The 19,039-nt window shown below is 41.2% G+C and carries 13 protein-coding genes and 3 tRNA genes; all 16 read right to left on the bottom strand.

The window, feature by feature from the left end; translation table 11 throughout:
• Positions 1–46: 46 nt before the first annotated feature.
• Entirely contained in the window at positions 47–4,072 is a 4,026-nt protein-coding gene (locus JMX07_RS06850; protein WP_201607013.1) for a PilC/PilY family type IV pilus protein, read from the bottom strand.
• Positions 4,073–4,283: 211 nt separating this feature from the next.
• Positions 4,284–5,144 carry a PilX N-terminal domain-containing pilus assembly protein gene (locus tag JMX07_RS06845; RefSeq protein ID WP_201607011.1) on the bottom strand — a complete coding sequence of 287 codons (861 nt, stop codon included), beginning with the start codon at positions 5,142–5,144 and terminating at the stop codon, positions 4,284–4,286.
• A gap of 40 nt (positions 5,145–5,184) precedes the next feature.
• The gene (locus tag JMX07_RS06840; RefSeq protein ID WP_201607009.1) at positions 5,185–6,363 is read right to left on the bottom strand and encodes a PilW family protein; all 1,179 of its coding nucleotides are present in this window, start codon (positions 6,361–6,363) and stop codon (positions 5,185–5,187) included.
• Positions 6,363–6,932, bottom strand: a complete 570-nt coding sequence (locus JMX07_RS06835) for a prepilin-type N-terminal cleavage/methylation domain-containing protein (RefSeq protein WP_201607007.1) — start codon at positions 6,930–6,932, stop codon at positions 6,363–6,365. Before JMX07_RS06835 ends, JMX07_RS06840 begins: the two co-directional genes overlap by 1 nt.
• On the bottom strand, positions 6,929–7,420 hold the full coding sequence (locus JMX07_RS06830) for a Tfp pilus assembly protein FimT/FimU (RefSeq protein WP_227684673.1): 492 nt from the start codon (positions 7,418–7,420) through the stop codon (positions 6,929–6,931). Before JMX07_RS06830 ends, JMX07_RS06835 begins: the two co-directional genes overlap by 4 nt.
• Before the next feature lie 325 nt (positions 7,421–7,745).
• Positions 7,746–8,582 carry a ComF family protein gene (locus JMX07_RS06825; protein ID WP_227684672.1) on the bottom strand — a complete coding sequence of 279 codons (837 nt, stop codon included), beginning with the start codon at positions 8,580–8,582 and terminating at the stop codon, positions 7,746–7,748.
• Positions 8,583–8,657: 75 nt separating this feature from the next.
• A complete protein-coding gene (locus JMX07_RS06820) occupies positions 8,658–10,106 on the bottom strand; it encodes a phospholipase A (RefSeq protein WP_201607005.1) in 1,449 nt (482 codons plus the stop codon).
• Between the two features lie 385 nt (positions 10,107–10,491).
• Entirely contained in the window at positions 10,492–12,621 is a 2,130-nt protein-coding gene (dsbD, locus tag JMX07_RS06815; protein ID WP_201607003.1) for a protein-disulfide reductase DsbD, read from the bottom strand.
• A gap of 47 nt (positions 12,622–12,668) precedes the next feature.
• Complete coding sequence (locus JMX07_RS06810) at positions 12,669–13,124, bottom strand: protein-disulfide reductase DsbD domain-containing protein (protein ID WP_227684671.1); 456 nt, start codon at positions 13,122–13,124, stop codon at positions 12,669–12,671.
• A 338-nt stretch (positions 13,125–13,462) separates the two neighbouring features.
• A complete protein-coding gene (gspG, locus tag JMX07_RS06805; RefSeq protein ID WP_102078113.1) occupies positions 13,463–13,900 on the bottom strand; it encodes a type II secretion system major pseudopilin GspG in 438 nt (145 codons plus the stop codon).
• 519 nt (positions 13,901–14,419) lie between these two features.
• Positions 14,420–15,622 (bottom strand): type II secretion system inner membrane protein GspF, encoded by a 1,203-nt coding sequence (gspF, locus tag JMX07_RS06800; protein WP_201607000.1) that lies wholly within the window; start codon positions 15,620–15,622, stop codon positions 14,420–14,422.
• 83 nt (positions 15,623–15,705) lie between these two features.
• A complete protein-coding gene (locus JMX07_RS06795) occupies positions 15,706–16,767 on the bottom strand; it encodes a hypothetical protein (RefSeq protein ID WP_201606999.1) in 1,062 nt (353 codons plus the stop codon).
• Between the two features lie 311 nt (positions 16,768–17,078).
• On the bottom strand, positions 17,079–18,014 hold the full coding sequence (locus JMX07_RS06790) for an AraC family transcriptional regulator (RefSeq protein WP_102094695.1): 936 nt from the start codon (positions 18,012–18,014) through the stop codon (positions 17,079–17,081).
• A gap of 445 nt (positions 18,015–18,459) precedes the next feature.
• Positions 18,460–18,535, bottom strand: a tRNA-His gene (locus JMX07_RS06785).
• Positions 18,536–18,576: 41 nt separating this feature from the next.
• A tRNA-Arg gene (locus tag JMX07_RS06780) sits at positions 18,577–18,653 on the bottom strand.
• Positions 18,654–18,758: 105 nt separating this feature from the next.
• Positions 18,759–18,835 (bottom strand) — tRNA-Pro (locus JMX07_RS06775).
• Between the last annotated feature and the right edge of the window lie 204 nt (positions 18,836–19,039).

Below are 19,039 nucleotides of genomic sequence, written 5' to 3'. Positions count from 1 at the left end.
TTGAAGCTTCGGGTTATTACCGTGGCTCTTAGCTGAAGCATGCACTCTATTGTTCCTCTTCATAAAGCTCATACCATCTTTTCGGTATGAATTTATATTTTTCATACCCAAGATTACTGTCGCTTGTGGCCTTACCGTTTGTAGCGACTACATTATCAGACTTACCACCACTACCAGTTGTACCATCATTCACAATAGTGTTGTTTGTTACTTGCAAGCCAGCCTCATCGGTTTGATTTAATCCCCCTGAACCAACATTATTGTTATTCCGATTAGCAATTTTAACTTGGTCAGCCAGTGACTGTGGACCGATCAGCATTTTGACATTACGCTGGTCTTTACTATAAGCACCTAATGTCAGTTCTTGTATTCCTTTACCAGCCCGAGTATATCCAGCTGTTCCATCAAGCGATTCAGTATCATCGCATACTCCATAAGGCATACAATATACTTGTCGTTCTGAGCCGCCTACTACTCTAGCAGAACAGTTATTTGTCTGATCATAAACCATTTCTGGACTATAGACAGTTGTATATAATCTATTGCCATATGCTAAAGGTTCTCCTACAGACTTTACTCCCTCTACACCGCTATACCCATCAAAATAGGTTAGTGGATAACGCCAGCCTGCATAATCGTAGATATAACGTTTCTCATCATCGTCATAGGCTCCTTTCGCTATCGTCTGTAACAGCGTTTTACGATTAGTTATATCTTTCAAAGCATCATTTTCATTAAATGGTAGGTTAACTAAATCATCAATTGTTTTATCTGTAGTCGTCAAACTATCAGCTGTATAGCTAAAAATACTAGGTTGAGCGATATCATAATCAAAAAGATTAAATAAATAGTTAGGGTTATCAGTATCTCTCAGCATAGAAAGCGGCGTACTGCGATCTCCTGATGCAATGGTTACCGAAGCAAATATTTCTTGATAGGGACTGGTGTAGAAACTGACAATGGGTCTCTCGTAGAACCGATATGGTAGTGTCTGCCCAGAGCTAGCATTGAGCACTCTAACTACTCTTTTTACTAAACTAGCATTCGTCGCACCTGAGTTTAGATCAACGCGGTACACACTCCCACCTAGATCCGCATAATACAGATGATCAACATTGCCGTCATCGTCACGATCTAAGGCAGTAACTCCAGCTACCACACTATGCTTCATACTATCGACTTTAGTGTGGTTCGTACCACTATCGCTACCTGATATAGATGAGATAATGCTGCCATCACTGGCATCTAATATATAAACCACATTACCTTCTGCCTGAGTTTTTTTATCGCAACTTGTGTTGTCACCACTAGATTGTAGTTGGAAGCTTGGGTTTTCATAGCAAGTATCATAACCACCAGCAACGATGATCACATCCTTAGATTCGTATTTTGTTCCGTTTTTCACTCTGATTTTTGCAGCCGTAGGCTCACTCCACACTTGACCTAGACGGGAGAAACCAGTATCAGTCGTATTTTTAGAGAATAAGAAGGTTGGTTTGTCCTTTGTAGTGAGATCTAAGCCGTATATGCCTTTACCACCCATTCTTAGGCCACCATAAGCTTTTACTGACGTCGCTTTTACTTTTTTGGTGGTTCCTGAAAAGTCATACTCTAGCACTGAACTACTCGTCCATGGTGCGTCAACGCCGAATACTGTTCTGCCTACAGAGCCTTCACTGTCGGCTTTCAGCGCTTTTAGTTGCTTCTTGATAATAGTTTTAGGAATAAAAGCAAAAGTTTCCTCGCCTTTTTCTGCTGATACTAAGTGTAATGCACCATCCATGGAACCAAACATAATATAGTCATCACGATCTTTCTCATCGTTAGATATCTCACCATCAGTTGTAAAGTCTGCACCATACGACACTTGTCTTGGCTTTGAATGAACGACTCCTCCTAATACCTTCACCTCTTGAGTTGGTGGATTTTTTACTATGTCATTAAATGCTGTTGTTTGTTCGGCGGCTGTATTTAAAGCAGTAATAGTTGCTGCAGCATCTGTGGACACGCTGTATCCCAAAAAGGATAGTAGATACAACTTTTCTGCTACACCATAATCTGAATCCAATTGATCAAACCCAATCACAGTACCATTTGTCACTTTAATATTTACTAACTTGGCATTACTACCTGTACCACTCTCAACATACACATTACGAGTAGTACTAGCATTAGTTCCGGCAGTCGGCGCCTTTAAACGTGCATAAGCGCCACCTGCATAGATCGAATTATTCGCACTTTCACCTTTATCATTTTTGTAATCTGTGGTACTCCACAGATCTTGAGTACTTGTGCTTAAATCATCTGGAAAATCATCACCATCATCATCTACATATAATCTACTAGACTCACTAAATGGGAAAGTAGATTTACCATATAGCGTACCTTGATAGACATTGTATTTCTTTAAATTTCCAGGCCATACATACTGAGAACCAGCTACTTTTGGCTCGAGCATAGGTAAATAAGCAAATGGCTGCAGATTAGTAGAGCTTAGTGGATCATTGGGAATCGTAATGGTACCTGAAGGCGCTGTCTCGATAATTTGAGTCAGTTTAGCAGTGAAACTAGTAACACTAGCAGCAAGGCTATCTGCATCTGTCGTGTAGTAAAAACCACCGCCGCCATAAGCTTCACTACCTAATCTACATAAATTTTTTGCATGATCAGAGGGTTTAACTGATGAGGTAGGGTCGTCATCACTACAATGATAAACCGTATTGCCAGCACCATCTACCGAAGTCTTAATACCAGCAAACTCTTTACCGAATCCGACAGTGGCGGTTAGTATTGAACGCTTGGCAGGATTGGTAATGTCTCGCAGTTTTTTGGCGTACTCACCCATGCAAGACCAGCCAGTGCCATTGTTGATTTTATCTAGACCACCAGAACAAGTACCATCTAAACTTAATGCACTGCCATTACCTTTAAGGCTTAAGTTCATTAAGCCAGAGGCGATAGAGTTTGAAGAATTGTTTGGCTCACCATCTGTTAAGAAGTAAACGCCATAGCCACTACACTGTGAGTCAGAAACCGGTGCTTTATAAGTGAAATAATCATCTTCCGGATCTTTGGCATCTATAGTTGATGTTGTGTAGCCGCTTTCTTCAGTATCTTTTGCTATACTCACTCTTTGGTTCTTTTTGAGATAGTAACGAACCTCCGACCCTCTTTCTATCCAAAAGTCATCAACTCCTCCAGGGATAATTTCTCTAGCTAAGCCATCATTACCTGTCAAGCTATTGACTATTCTACTGTTTTCGATTGCGGTGTATCTTCCTGGTCTACAATCGATTGCTGATAAACGATCGCTACTTCCTGTGCCAAGAATCGTTGTTATAGTAGACAAATTACTATCACACTTTTCTAATACAAATCTTCCATTAATCTTAGTTGTTCTACCTAAGACTTTAAAAGCTCTTTCATTCCCCTCTTCTTTAGTAACAGTATTGGTACCCATCATATAAGCACCAGCCTCGGCATAAGCGTTCGCCGCTGGTGTACCATTATATGCCGTTAGCGCTTTAACAGCATTTATCAATGCAATACGCTGAGCGTTGTCTAGTTTCCTTGCCGGTACAATAATGCGTCCAGCTTTGGCATCAGCATCTCCATCTCCATCTTTGTCCACTGAGTAATTGCCCAAGCCAATTATATTTTTCTCCGTTAAAATATAATTGCCATTACTGTCCTTTTGTGAAAATAATGTGATTAATGCGTCTTGTAACGTTGTCAGGCGACTATAGTAGTTTGGGCTAGCAGTCTGCTCAATCCAATTTTTACCACTCCAGTAGCCTTTTTTACAACTTTTCAGGCTGTGGTTAATAGTTGTATTACCGATAGTTATGACCTTGCTATCTGCTGTACCATGTACTTTATATGCTTTATCGTCTTCGTAATCCCACTGGCTATTTTTCTTATTAGTATTAGACCAAACACAGCTAAAGCCGTAGTCTTCAACCATACTATCATAGGGGTAGTCTCGTCTGGTGCTAGTACCCATAGAGCCTGAAGTATCGAGCATGAGCGTCAGTACAGCCCCGCCTGATTCTGCTGCTTTATATATTTCCAAATCCCCTAGATCGTTCCTACCAGCGTTGACAGGTAGGGCTACCATAGAGAGAGCAACGGCGCAACTTAAAGGCAGCATTAAAGGCTTAACAGTCTGGCTAAGCTTAGAATATCGTAACTGATTAAGTATGAGCTTTTTTAAAATCATGATGAGTACTCTTATTTAACTACAACTGTTAAAAGGACTAATGGATGCCTTGTTTATCTATCAATTAATTGTTAGCGGCTGTCTTACGGTTACCATTGACATCAATGCCAACCAGTTTCTGACAATCTTCATCTATTTTACCGTCTCCTACACCAAACCCATAACAAACAGTATTGTCTATGACGTTCTTAACATAAGCTTGCTGAACTAGTGTTTTAGTCGCAACTCCCTCGTCTTTCATACATTCATCCAGTGATTCAGTGCTACCATCATTAGGGTCAATAGGTTTTTTAAGACAGTCGTTTATATCTTCTTTACTAGCATTCGATAGACTAGGTAATATAGAAGTAGAACGAATATTAAAGACGGCAGACTCGTTGCTTGGCTCATTAACTTGTATACCAGATCCTTGTGTTACTGATTTAAAGCCCCCTTGTCCTACAACTACACGCGATGGGCGAGTAATATTAATTTGCGTTACTGAGTTACTACGAGCACTAGAGTAGCTTTCCGTCTTTGATATATCACAGTATCCACTACCCGTTGTCATCACCGTACCCCCATTAGGTTTTACGATGCTGGCTTGATTCAATTTAGCAAAGCTATTTAGTCGCGCGTTATAACAAAAGATATATTGATCATCGCGATTTGTACTACCTGCTTGAGAAAGATAATAGCCAAACATTCCCGTCCCTTCTATCACTGCATCTACATAATCTTGATCTGTATCGTTATCAAATATTTTCTCAATACGCTTATTTGCGCTATCTGAAGAGTTTAATAAAAACGTGTCTATTTGATCAGCAGTGGCTACTTTTAAATCTGTTGTACTTCTCTTAACCGCAATAATACCCACTAAAGTAATGAGCATTAAAAACATCAATACTACGATAAGAGTAACGCCTTCCTGTGATTGTCTAGTCATCTCATTTATCCTCTTTCAGTCAGATTATCCGCTTCATCAACTAGATACTGGGTATAGAACTTTCTTTAATGGCTCTTGAGTTTCTCAACATTATATTCGACTCATAAACCCTACGAATAAATGCACTAGAAGTATCTGAAGATAGCTCCTCTTCTTCTCCAAAAACTATGAATTTGGTTGCCCCAGCTTCTCCTGTAAGCGGACGATCAGCTCGCACTAAAACTGAGAGTTTTACAGATATAACGTCTGTCGTGGTTGTCGTAGAAGCGCTGCCTGAAGATTCTGCCTGTTGAACAGTTTTCAAAAAACTCATATATTGTTCAGGAGTAAAATACCTTAAACTAACCGAAGTATTAGTTGGACTGGTAGCGACAACCTCTACTCCTAGCAAGACACCAAAATAATCAACTCTTGGAATAACGACTTCTCCAGCATCCCCAAAATCTCTTATATTCCGAGTAGCCACTAATTTAGTACTGTCCTTACCACTGATTTCTTGTGCTGCAAGTTCTGCTGTACTCAAGTCTTCTTTGATATAACGTCCAGCGTCACAACGTAGCTCATAACTTTTTATATTTGATTCATAATTAGACTTATTACTCTGAGTAACTTCGTTAAGAAAATACCTTTCAATAACAACCTGTCCTGGTATCATAGTCAAACGTCCATCCCGATCTATTTCGACTGGTCCCCGAACTAAGGAGCCTTCACAGTCGTACATATTCTGCGGTGCTTCGTACTGTATAGTGAGTTGGGAGCTTTTTAAGTCTGTAATGTTACTGTTCCCTGCTTTCCAAGCGTTGTTAACGCTACTTGTACTTTGGTTTCCACTTCTGGTTAGATAGCCAGCTGTAATCTCTTCAGCACCAGCGCTCGACTTGGTTCCTCCCATTTTAATACCATTCATATTATTCTTAGATTTGTCTGTCTGGGTAGTACTAACCAAACTACTGTCACTGGTCATAACCAGACCTGCCGTAGGAGTGAAAGGATTGTTAGTATCCGCCATACCTAAATTACTGAGCCTTATACTCTTTTCTATATTTTGAATACCAAAAATACTCGCTTCTAATATATCTGTACCGCCAGCCTGTACGCTACTGGTCTTAACGCTGGTCAAATAAATTTGCATGACCGCTGCTGAGATTAAAAGACCTAAGGTAAGAGAGATCATTAGTTCTATTAAAGAAAAGCCGTCCTGAGTATATTTAATATTCATTAGTAAGACTCCATAATCAAGCAATCAGAGCCTGCATGATATATTCCAAGCTCATCGGCACAAGCCTTACTACTCGCTGAACTGACTCCAAACACTGGCTCTGTTCCGTTCCATGAAGTGATAATACATTGACGTAACTGTTTGTCCGCAGTACCGGGACAAGTAATCATATTGAGTAAAACGCCGTTTTCACATGCTTGTTTCATCGTACTCCAGCTATTATATTTTACTAATTCTTCTGCAGTACATGAATCGCTATCACAGTTCTTCGTCACACTACTAGTTTTATAGTCTGTGACCGCAGCACAATAATCTTTTGTGTCAGAGACATTCCCTAAAACACTCTGTATCTCCTTCTGATAACCTGGTATATTCTTAGGATTTAGTCGCAAGTCTTCAGACAAGCCACGCATTACTGTATTAGCATTTGCTATTAGCACACTATCATCTGTTGCTTTTATAGATACCATATTGAGTGCACTAAATCCCAATACTGCAACTGCTAGTAGTAACAAAGCAACTAACACCTCAACCAAACCCACGCCTTGTTGGTTAATAATTTTAGTCATGGGCACGTTCCTTCGGATCTATTACTAATAACGGCAGTAGTACTGACTAAGATTTTTATAGGACTAGCTGCACTATTACTATCACATATAGTATATGTGGTAGCTTCTGCGACTTTATTTGGTTTAAATTCATTACTGCTACGATCTGACTTAATTGTACTTTTAGCATCATACCTATAACTTTCTACCGTGCTATCTACCTTACCTGACACTATATGCTGAATATTTATTACCTTATTAGTATTATCAAAGCTTATCGTTAGTGGTTGACGACGAATAACACTTTCTACCTTAGCCTCTTTTAGTGCATTAGCAAGCGTCGCAGCTGTTGACTTACTACGTTGATTGGCAAGCTGAGTACTAATATTGGGTGCGGCTATACTTATGATAATAGCTAATACCGCTATGGTTACCATTAGCTCAATCAAGGTAAAACCTGAGCTTACGTTCTTTAGCTTAGGTAGTGGAGTGTTCAAAGATGCATTCACATCGTGTTCCTATTTAAAACTGCAATTATCTGTCTTTTACTTATGGCGTATTACTTATGATTATCTTATATTTTTACCTTACTACCATGGTTTTCTACATATATTTATTTAATTACGTGCAATTTTCATTCCACGATATTTAATGAACATCATCTGAAAGTGCCTACAGATGCTCTCTGAAGTCCTTAACTAATGTATTAATTCGCCAAAATATTGTTTAGATATTTAGCTCAGAACAACAAATTAGTATACATAACTATAATAATATAGCGTTAAGGAAATATATTAGCAATAATTAGATATTACTGACAAAGATATACTGGGTTTAGGGTTTGCTGCCATGGGCTAATACGTAAGCAGAAATTTGATAGCTACTATGGCTGCTATCCGTTGCTGATTTTATTGCAGCAGGTGGAATGAATGCTCGCGCTAATGCTTGTAAGCTTGCACCTGTAGTAGATACGTCATCAAATAGTAGTAAGCGTTTTGTAGGAGGCCTTTCGATTAGCGCAAAAGCGTTATCTAAGTTACTAAGACGTTCGGCACGAGACAGTCCTTGCTGACTAACTGTATCGTCGATACGCTCGATGCCTTGCCATACAGGAATTTGCCAATGTTTAGACAATTGGGCAGATAGAATACTGACAGGATCGAACCCACGTTTGACCAATCGTTGAACTGTCGTTGGCATAGCAACAATCACACTGTTATTGCGATGACAACCGTGTGGACGCGGTAATTGACGTATGGCATGTAATAGTAACGGCAATTTCGTCATATCCTCTTGATGCTTAAATGCTCGGATAGCTTGACGTATCGGATACTCATAGTAGGTGGAGGCTTGGATAGATAGAGATATACTAGGAGCGATATCCACTTCAAAAGGTCTTGGCAACCAAGTAATATCATTGTGACAGTGAGCACAAAGTAAACCACTGCTCAAATAGCTGTTTGCTTGATGAATGATATCAGTAAGAAAAGAGTGTTTCTTTAAGGCCATCCGTGTAGGCGGCGCATTCGTTATATTATCTAGGCTAGATTGTGTTTGATAGCGCAATAGTTGAGATTGTGGTGTACTACGATAAATACGGCATAGTTGGCAGCGCATATCCATATACTCTGCCAACCACAGTCCAGTTTGATAAGGCGCTAAGCGGCGCATAAACTATGATTTGTCATAACTTATCATAAACTTCATCTATGTTAGAGCCTTTTTCAAATTGATACCACTTCCGAATTAAAGCCCTTTCCAATCGTTCAGTACGATACCGAAGCCGATAGAGGTATTTTCATGATTATAATCAATGATCGACTCACCATATCCTTGGAATAGCTGAACCATACCATTAACGTTCTCTGAGATAGGATAGATATAGTCGATTTGCGCAGCACCTTTATTGGTACCTGGATTGTAGCGCAAGGTACCGCTAATGCTCTGATCAGCCGGCAAATCATATAAGAATTTGATATCACCGTAGCCCATGTAGTCTTCGATATCTGGATTATCGTCATCGCTACTACTTTCGTTATTTACTCGAGCCCATAGGCGCGGTATGACTGAGAGTCTGCCCCACTCTGCGCCCGCCATGAGGTAAGCACGATTCCATGAACGTGATAATGGATCATCTTGTCCATTCGAGTGATGGACAGCACCTGCGCCCAACATACGCAGACGTCCACCAAAAGGCAGATCTGCTGTCACAGGTTGGGTTAAGAATATTTCAGGTTGATAATCGGTAGCACGGAATGGACGCGAGTTGTCTTCGTTATAAACTTGCCAATGTGATTCTTGAGTATAGCCAAACCATAGGTCAGCACTGGTATCAAACAAGTCTTCTGCGACTTTTGTTTTTAGGGATAATTGGAATTTTAGCTCAGTTTCGCGTATATCATTAGAATCAAAAGGATCTGTTTCTTGTGATGGTGTGCTTGGATTTAAATTGGGATCGAAAGTATAAAATAATGGCAACAGATATGTCGGTCGATATGGTCTGACCGTCCAAGTACCACGCTCACTATTTTTGTCTAGATCATAAGATAGACTGAGTGGCGAGAATTTTTCGATATCTGTTTGAGTGACACCTACATTTTCTAAAATCTGTGCCTCACTATTCGTTTCAGCATCTACTTCTACGTTACCGTTTGCCTTCAATTTGCTGGCTGCTGTTTGCTGATTGGTCATTAAGATGGTGTCTGCATCTTCAACTGTCGTCCCACTCATCGCCGTTTGAGACTCAGCCAATATCACTTTTGGATTACCTGAGACCGTACTTTGAAAGGTTTTTGCCAAATCAATTGGTTGTTTGGTTGAGGTATAACTTGGTGTCTTACCTTGTTCAGCTACTTTATCAAAACAAGCGAGTCGAGCAGCACTAGACTGGACTTGAGTACATTCAGAAAACAGCTTGGCTTGCTGGGCAATAAATTCTTTGCTAATTATTTTGCCACTTTGTGTACCCACGTCAGAAGATATCGCACTGTTATCGAGACTCTGTGATAGGTCAAGATCCTCATATTCAAACGCAGCTTCAGGTGCTGGCAGTTCGTTATAAGTCTGAGAATCATCAGCAGCTTGTACTTGTATCGCGGTACAACTCAACGCAAGCGCAACTGCAATACGAAGAGGCATATGCACATTCTGGTAAGACGGCTGTTGGTGACGCTGAGTAATGGTATGGGCAAACATAAGTGTCCTTTATCTAACTAGCATTAGCGCCAGCAGAGTATATGAGGTAATTAATATAGCCATTAGCGTTGTCGCTAAAATAGAATTGACTGAGCCTGTCAGCTAATCGCAGATATTAGGAGCGGAAAAAATGACAATTAGCGCCCCTGCTGCATTGTTTCCTTATTGTAATGAAAATATAAGCACGATACTAGCTTTATCGATAGTTAAAATAAGCGTCTACCAATATAATCGCTTATATAACAAATACTTAATAAATATTCTATAGGATGAATTTAATGGCATCAAAAAAGCCAGCATACTTTTCTTAGTATACTGGCCTTCTTAATATTCTTAAGGATTTTCGAAGTATCACACTGGTTTCTTAAGTGTTCATTGTTAAATGTTAGTTGTTCAACGCCGATAATGTCTGTTCAAATTCTGAGCGACCAATCTCACCCACTTGCTGATTTACTAGCTGACCATCAATATAATACAGTAGCGCTGGTGGACCAAAGAGTTGGTAACGAGACAACACGGCTTTTGAGTCTGCCGTCGTTTCAGTAATGTCGAGCTTTACTAATTGCCAATCTTGCATTTGTGCTGGGCGATTATGAAACAGGTTCTTGTCCATAATGCGGCACTCAATACACCACTCTGCTGTCAGATCGACAATGACATTCGGATTGGCTGCGACAATGGCATCTAGCTCTGCAAGCGTCGTGATCGTCTTATCAGTGGTGCTATCACTATTCACTGGTTGACCAGATGTTGACTGTACCATCATCGGTGCTGCACCCAACGACGCTAATGGATGTAAGCTATCATCATTACCCAATGCAGCGCCGACTATTAGGCAAGCGGCCCAAATACCAGCGATAAGGCTCAATGCTTGGGTCAGCATACGACCTTTACCTAGCCAACTCCATGCCCATGTTGCCAAGACCATAAACCATAACGCCCACACCATCAGCATGACTGGCGATATAAAGACGCGCTCAATCAATAACAGTGCCACGGCAAATAGTAGTAAAGCAAAGCCTTGCTTGACCCAATTCATCCACTCGCCAGCCTTTGGCATAATCTTGCCTTGAGTCGCACCGATTAGAATAAGCGGCGCTGATAAACCAAAACCCAGCATGAATAAAGCGGCAAAGCCGAGCAACGGACTACCAATGGTAGAAACCGCTAATAATGCCCCAAATAATGGTGCAGAAACACAAGGTGACACGACTAGCGCTGATAAAAACCCAGCGAGCAAACTGCCGCCTGTACTACCAAGCTTACTGTCACCTGCTTGGCTTAAGCCTTGCATCTTTCGACTGATCGCTTGTGGTAATCGCACACTGAAAAGACCTAACATGTATAGTGCGAGAAGTATAAAAACAATAGCAAAGCTAATGAGAATAATTGGATTCTGCAGCCAACCAATAATACCTAAAGACTCACCGAATACTGCGATAACAGCGCCCAAAATACCATAAGCAGTCGCTACCCCAATCGCGTAACTGGTGGTCAAGATGACACCGCGTTTGACCGTTGGGTTTTGTTCGCGGGCTACAATGTTGGCCACGATAGGTAGCATCGGTAACACACATGGCGTCAAAGCTAAGCCTAAGCCTGCTAAAAATAATAGTACTAATGCCAACCAAGGGTGAGAGGCCAAACCAAAAGGATCGCTATCAACGAAACTGTTGTTTGATGCGTTTTCGCTATTGGCCGTCTCGCCTGTTACGCTGCTATTTGCTGCAGAAATCGTATTCATCGCTGCACTACTATCTAAAGAATCATACTCTACAGCGCTGTCATCAATGAGATCATAGTCAATAGCACCATCGTCTGTCAGTGCTTGCGCCTCATCAGGCAAAGTATTATCAAGAGCTGTTGAGCTTACTTCCTCTGGTGTCGCCGTAGCACTATTCTCTGAGTCGGTCGAGCTCGCAGTACTCTCACTATCTGCTGATACCTGTGTCGATGCGGCTACAATATTGACAGTCGTATTAATCTTTTCAGGTGGATAGCATAGTCCTGCTTTTGCACAGCCCTGCCAGCCGACGACGATAGCGGCACTATCTATATTCTTACCACTATTGTTCGTCAGTGTGGTGGTAGCGACCATATTCGCTTGGTCAAATACCTGTACTTTGCCAAATGTTGGATCATCTATCGAATATGGTGTCTGGCTAAAGGTAAAAGGTGAAGCCGTCACGCCAGCGGGTAGCGTAAGCTTGATTTGCTTTTTATAGACGTAATGTTCAGGAGTGATATCAAAATTAATAGATAACCGCGTACCTGCTTTGACAGGGGTACTATCTGTACTTACCTGAAACGCTTGATCTACTGGCAAGAACTTTGACTTCGATGAGCTTTCACTACTACCAAAAAGGTCGCCTAACCCTGCCGCCTGTACTGTTGATGTCGTTGACAAACCTGTCAGCAATGAGCCACTAGCGATGGCAAGCGCTAAGATATGGGATTTTTTCGAATGGGTAGATACGCTAAATGATGAGGACTTTGGTGATGTCTTGATGGACATGAATGGCTACCTATTATTACCGATATTTTAATCAATCTGCTCGATATTTATCTGCGGGTCGCAGCAATGTCTATCTTGGTTTTGACTTTTACTGGTGGATAGCATAGGCCAGCGGTTGCACACCCTTGCCAACCAATAATAATAGGCGCATTTTTGGCGCCCTTACCATTACTGGTCGTCAGTGTCGTGGTTGCAATGACGCTTCTTTGCGTAAACACAGGAACCTGACCAAAGGTCGGATCATTGATTGATACTGATGATTGATTAAAAGTGAACGGCGTGGCGTTTATTCCTTTAGGGAAGCTCAACGTAAGCTTATCCTTATAAACATAATGCCCTGGCGTAATTTCAAAACTGATCGACAACCGCGTGCCTTTGGAAATCGCTTTGGTATTACTGACCACCTGAAAGGCTTCATCCACTGGTAAGAACTTTGATTTTGCCGAGGAGCTATTTTTAAATAAGTCATTTAACCCTGCTGCTTGTACACTGATCGATGTCATTGACAGAACCGTTACTAATGAAGTGCTTGCAACAGTTAGAACCAACTTATAAAGGTTTTTAGAAAAATATTTATTAGACTGTTGAATCGACATAGATGATTACCTTTAATTGCAGTTTGCGATGACTATTTTGCTGAGCGCCTAGATATATTTATAGCACTGGCTATCAAACTTGTAATGAACAGCAGGCGATTTATCTACTGATAAAAAATATCAACCAATAAGAGAATATTGGTTGATATTTATAAATTGTTGAAAGTGCATGGATGAACGAATGTTTCATTCTACAAAGCTATATCAGTATCAGAATTTGTTCACTATACGTCTGTTACTAAGCTTTATAACTGAGCATAAAGATCCGCATCTTGACCTTCACCACCTTGTTGACCATCAGCACCTAATGAAAATAAATCGTAAGGTCGCCCTTCACTACCTGGTGCAACATACTGCATCTCATTTTCCCAGCCATCGGTCGGATAGCCACCTTTAATATACCCACCTTCAGGATAGTTTTTTGCATCAGCTGGCGGTGTCGTAAGCGCCTCTAACCCTTGAGCGGTCGTCGGATAGCGCGAATTATCAACCTTATACATATCTAACGCATTTGAGACAGTGGCAAGCGCCGTTTCAGTTGTTTTCACACGGGCCTTATCACTTTGACCAACTACTTTTGGTACCACTAATCCAGCAAGAATGGCTAGGATCACAATAACGACCATAATCTCGATAAGAGTGAATCCTGCTTGACCAGACTTTTTTATCGCACTGCGCCGCATAGCTGAAGAAGCGGTCTTATGGTCAGTTACAATATTTGAATGGGATTGCATATTCTGAATAGCACTTTTTGGCGTCATATTTACTTGGAATTTGTCAGTCATAGTCATCGCTTTGGTCATCACAGTTATGTAAATAGTAAAAGTGGCGTTCTATTGTGGCTCTCATCAATGATATATCAATGAGTTCTGAAACTATTGTCACTATAAACCATGGTTTTATTTTTATCCAGCGCTGCGCCTAGTTTGAGTTTGCTATTTCAGCCGAAGCTAAATATTGAATGACACCAACTGTATGACTATTGATTCGTGCTTACTATAGCGCGGCGCTTATGTTTGCCATAGCAAAAATAGCGTTCGTTCAACAATATACAACAGTAAGCAAACCTTAAGAAAGCTAGTCCAAGGCTTAGCAAGCAAGTGAGGTGATATAAATAGAGTAAAAGAGAACTAAATAGAGGTTTTGGAGATTGGCAGCTAGCTATACATAAAGAATGATAAATCATCGGCTAGCGAATTAACTTAGCCTGCTAAATCGTTCATATTAACGATAGGTAGCATAACTGCCATCACAATAATCATGACTACTACGCCCATCAGTACCAGCATTAGAGGTTCAAGTAATGATAATAAGGTGCTGATAAAATTGGTTGCTTCTGCTTCCTGCATATTGGCGGCACGGCTCAGCATATTTTCAAGCTCGCCTGAGTTTTCTCCGCTTTTTATCATCTGTACCATCATCGGTGGAAAGTAAGTAGATTTCTCTAGTTGACTAGATAAGCTAGAGCCTTCTGTGACCCTATCAGCCGCAGTAATAATCGTTTTTTGGATATGTAAATTGGTCGTGACCGCAGCACCGATATGTAATGCCTCAATCAATGGCACTCCTGAGCGTACTAGTATCGCAAGGGTACTAGCAAATCGCGCGGCATTTAATCCTTTCGACAATCTGGCTAGTATCGGCAATCTAAGCGCCACGCTATCAATGGTTAATTTACCTGCTTGCGTTTGGGCAAAACGGTAGAATAAAAATGCGGTACTTGCCAATACCAGTAATATTAACCACCACCACTGAGTAATGATATTCGATAGCGTGAGAACGATTTGAGTAATTAAAGGCAGTGCTTGCTCAGACTGTTCAAAGACTTTGACAATTTTGGGCACGACGAAGCTCATCAGCCCCATAATTACCGCAATTGCCATTACCATCAGGACAATTGGATAGACCATAGCCCCTTGGATTTTCTTTTGGAGGGCAAAACGGTTTTCGGTGTAGTCTGCTAGCTGATTGAGGATAAGGTCAAGATGGCCAGATTTTTCGCCTGCAGCAATCGTAGCGATATATAACGGTGGAAAGCTAGCAGCTTGTTGCAGAGAACGTGCTAAGCTGAGCCCTTCCAAGACATGTGAGCGTACCGCAAGCATTAGGGATTTGATATGAGTCTTTGGAGATTGTTTAGCAACCGCTGCCAAGGTTTCCTCAAGTGGGATACCCGCTGCTAGTAGCACAGATAGCTGACGTGTCAGCAATGCCAGCTCGTATGCAGACGGTTTTTTGTAGCGGTTTTTGCTCTGACTCTGTCTGTCATTGACCGGATTGACTTCAACAGGTGTCCATTGCTTATCACGCAGCTGCTGGCGAATTTGCCGCGCAGAGTCCCCTTCTAGCAAGCCTTTTTGGACAACGCCATGGTCGTCAAGCGCTTTGAAATGATAGGCAGGCATGGCAACAGATATCCTAAGAGGCTTACAGGTAGACAGTTATAATTTATGACTTAATAGAAATTTATTAATTTGACATTCAGCGCTTAGAGCAGTGGCGTTGAGTCATTACTATCAGGCATTAAACCTTGTAATAATAAGACATCCAAATGCTGCTGCTGTAGCTTTTTATCAAAGTCATTGACCTCAGCGATTAGCATTCTTTCAATACGTTTATCACTCGCGAAAACACTCAAGCGCGCACAGATGACAGCCAACTGATAAATGCGTTTTTTGCAATAACCGTCAAGACCTTGTAATAGTCTGACCATATGCGGGGTTTCAAGACTGGCGTAATCATAGTCAGCCACGACTTGCTGGCCAAGGGCTGTGACGCCATAAGTAATCGACAAGTGAGCACAATAATAACAGCTGAATAAATAACCAACCACATGACCAATATAATAGCCTCGATCGTAGGTAAAGCTACTCACACCAAAGTGCCCAAGTACATAACTATTGAGGCTACCTTGGTCGCGAATTGGTTTGCCGTGCTTTAACTTACCGACTGTAGCAAAACACAATGGATTGCGACCATCTTGAGTCGTCAGCTGCCAACCAGCAGGCTGCTGTGCAGGCATATGACGCACGATATCTGCAATAATATCATCGACCACATGCAGCTGCTGCCAGAGTCTTTCGAGCGTATCCGTATCCATCAACCCACGTTTATCAAGCTGCTGCGCAAGTAAGTATTGCTGATATTCTACAAATTGCGGCTTCAGGGTTTGTACTAAATAAGTAGGACGTGTATTGGCAGATGCCATATATAACAGTCGAGTACGCTCATGCTGAGCACGATAAAGCGCAACACGCTGCGTAGCGACATTGGTTTCTTGAGCCACAGGTTTTGCAGCTACAGTAAGACTATCGGATGACTCAGATATTACTGCTTCAGTTGCTACCGCCTCGGCATCTGATAAGGTAAACATCGTCAATAATGCCGCCTTATCAGGTGTCTCTACCGACTCATTTTTCGGCGCATCTTTGCTGACATGCGGGTTCTCTATAGCAGTGTTTTTATCAACATTACTTTCTGTTTTAGCAGTTGCAGCAACCTCTTGTTGGCCATTGCTTCCTGCATTTAGCTTTGCGGTCGGTTCAGTCATAACATACCATCAGCAGAGAAAATAAACATCGTCTTGATCCTTTTATATGCCTATCGTACAAGGACATATAACGCGCTACAACATCAACGCTTTTGTCTCGACGACTCATTAACCCATAGTACCTGAACACAGACTCATTGTCAGCTGCCCTTAACTAAAATAGCCATAGCAAGTTACCAAAGGTATTATAGATATGAGTGACTCAACGTTTATAAAGAATATGTATTCACAAATTAAAAAAAGCGCCAAGGACATATAAATGACCTTGGCGCTTCTTATTGAAATTCTACTTGAATAAACAACAACTAGAACTATGCAAGATTGTTCTGTCGATACTGCTGACGGTATGCTTTTGGCGAGACACCATACACACGTTTAAATGCCTGACTAAAAGTCGAATCTGAGGCGTAGCCCACCATCTCGCTGATACGGCTAATACTATTTTGCTGTAAGCGTAAATAGCGAGCCGCCAATCGTAAGCGGTAATCAATCAGATAAGTCAGTGGCGGCATACCAACAGTGTCTTTAAAACGCTGTGCAAAGCTGGAACGCGACATTCCTGCTACTTCTGCAAGTTGATGAATGGTCCAGCTTTCACTCGGTGCCCCATGCATCGCGGCTAGTGCCTTGGTCAAAAAAGGATCCTTCATGGCTTTGAGCCAGTTTTCTGTGGCTTCAGGCAAGCTTTCAATATAGACGCGCAAACACTCAATCATCATGATGCTTGCCCAATGATTGATTACAGCCGTTTTGCCCATACGCTCACGCTCAGCTTCTAGTGTTAGCAGCTTTATCTCTACATCAATCACTTCAAACCGTCCGTCAGCAGCATCATTGAGCTCTGGCAATATCGGTGGCAGTACTGACAACAGAGGATTAATCATCTCTTTGTCGTATTTGCATTCGATCAGTATCAAAGAAGAATTGGGGTCTCCATCGCCATCGATATCAAGTGTACGCTCAGTGCAATTGCTCAATAGTTCATCAAGCGACTCAGCAACATCGCCATGGTGATTAAGTGCGTAACTCACATGTTTGTGCGCATTCGGAATCATAATCATGTCGCCAGCGCGAGCTTCCCGTAGACCATTACCAACATCGATGCAAAAACCGCCAGACATTACTAAGTAAAATAAAATGGTGTCTTTTCTAGTAATAGAATAAGACCAATTGCCAGTGCCATTTAGACGATAATACTTAGTCTCAAATAAATGCACGTTTTGCAGCAATACACTCAGTGCGTCCATCAATCAATTCCTCAATAATGCAGATTAATAACGATTCATCTTAAAAAAATAATAGTATTATTAATAACAAGTTCTGTCAGTTTCCTCTATGCCAATACTTGCTCCAATAAATAATTTTTATTGAATAGTATGGATGTGATAACACTTAAGCATAATGCATCATTTAAAACGTCATGTCTATTTACTTATTAGAATTACTAAACAATAATAGAGGAGACACAGTCACACTAGGCCTTAAGGAAAACCTACAGGCAATGTTGATAAGAATTTGGGGGATTATCTAGTATTGAAGGTGCTATCAAACTCTATCTGTTTAATCTTAGAAAGACAATGCAGAGATAAAATCGAATAGGCATAAAAAAATCGCCATCAAGGGCGAGTGCTATTACTGATATATTTTTAGATTGAGATATGATTTGTATGTAGATACATACAGAATAAAATATGGGGCGACTGATGGGACTCGAACCCACGACAACCGAGATCACAACCCGGGGCTCTACCAACTGAGCTACAACCGCCATAACTATTGCCAAAGAATAGGCAAGATTTGCAGGCTAAATGGTGCGCCTGGCAGGATTCGAACCTGCGGCCACCTCCTTAGAAGGGAGATGCTCTATCCAGCTGAGCTACAGGCGCTCTTAGAGGACTTTTATATACTAAGCTTACTTTACGATATATTTTACTATATCAGAAACTAAACCGTTATACATAAAAAAAAGCCTGTAAGGCTCTTAAAATAGATGGTCGGAGTGATAGGATTCGAACCTACGACCCTCTGGTCCCAAACCAGATGCGCTACCAAACTGCGCCACACTCCGAAACTCTCTATTATCACGATAGTTTGTTAATCAACTCATTGTTGGCAATGCCGCTAACTTGTTAATGTTCCTCGCTATCGAGGTGCACATATTAAGGGGTAAAGGCGATTGTGTCAACACCTATTTTCGATTAATTTCAAATAATCGCTAATTTTTTTAAAATTACGTCAATTTCACCAAAATAACGGTAGCAAGACCCTTTTC

Origin of the sequence: Psychrobacter immobilis (assembly GCF_904846235.1) — a bacterium.
GTDB lineage: Bacteria > Pseudomonadota > Gammaproteobacteria > Pseudomonadales > Moraxellaceae > Psychrobacter > Psychrobacter immobilis_C.
Note: the sequence above shows the minus strand (reverse complement) of the source record. Positions and strands in the feature narration are given on the sequence as shown.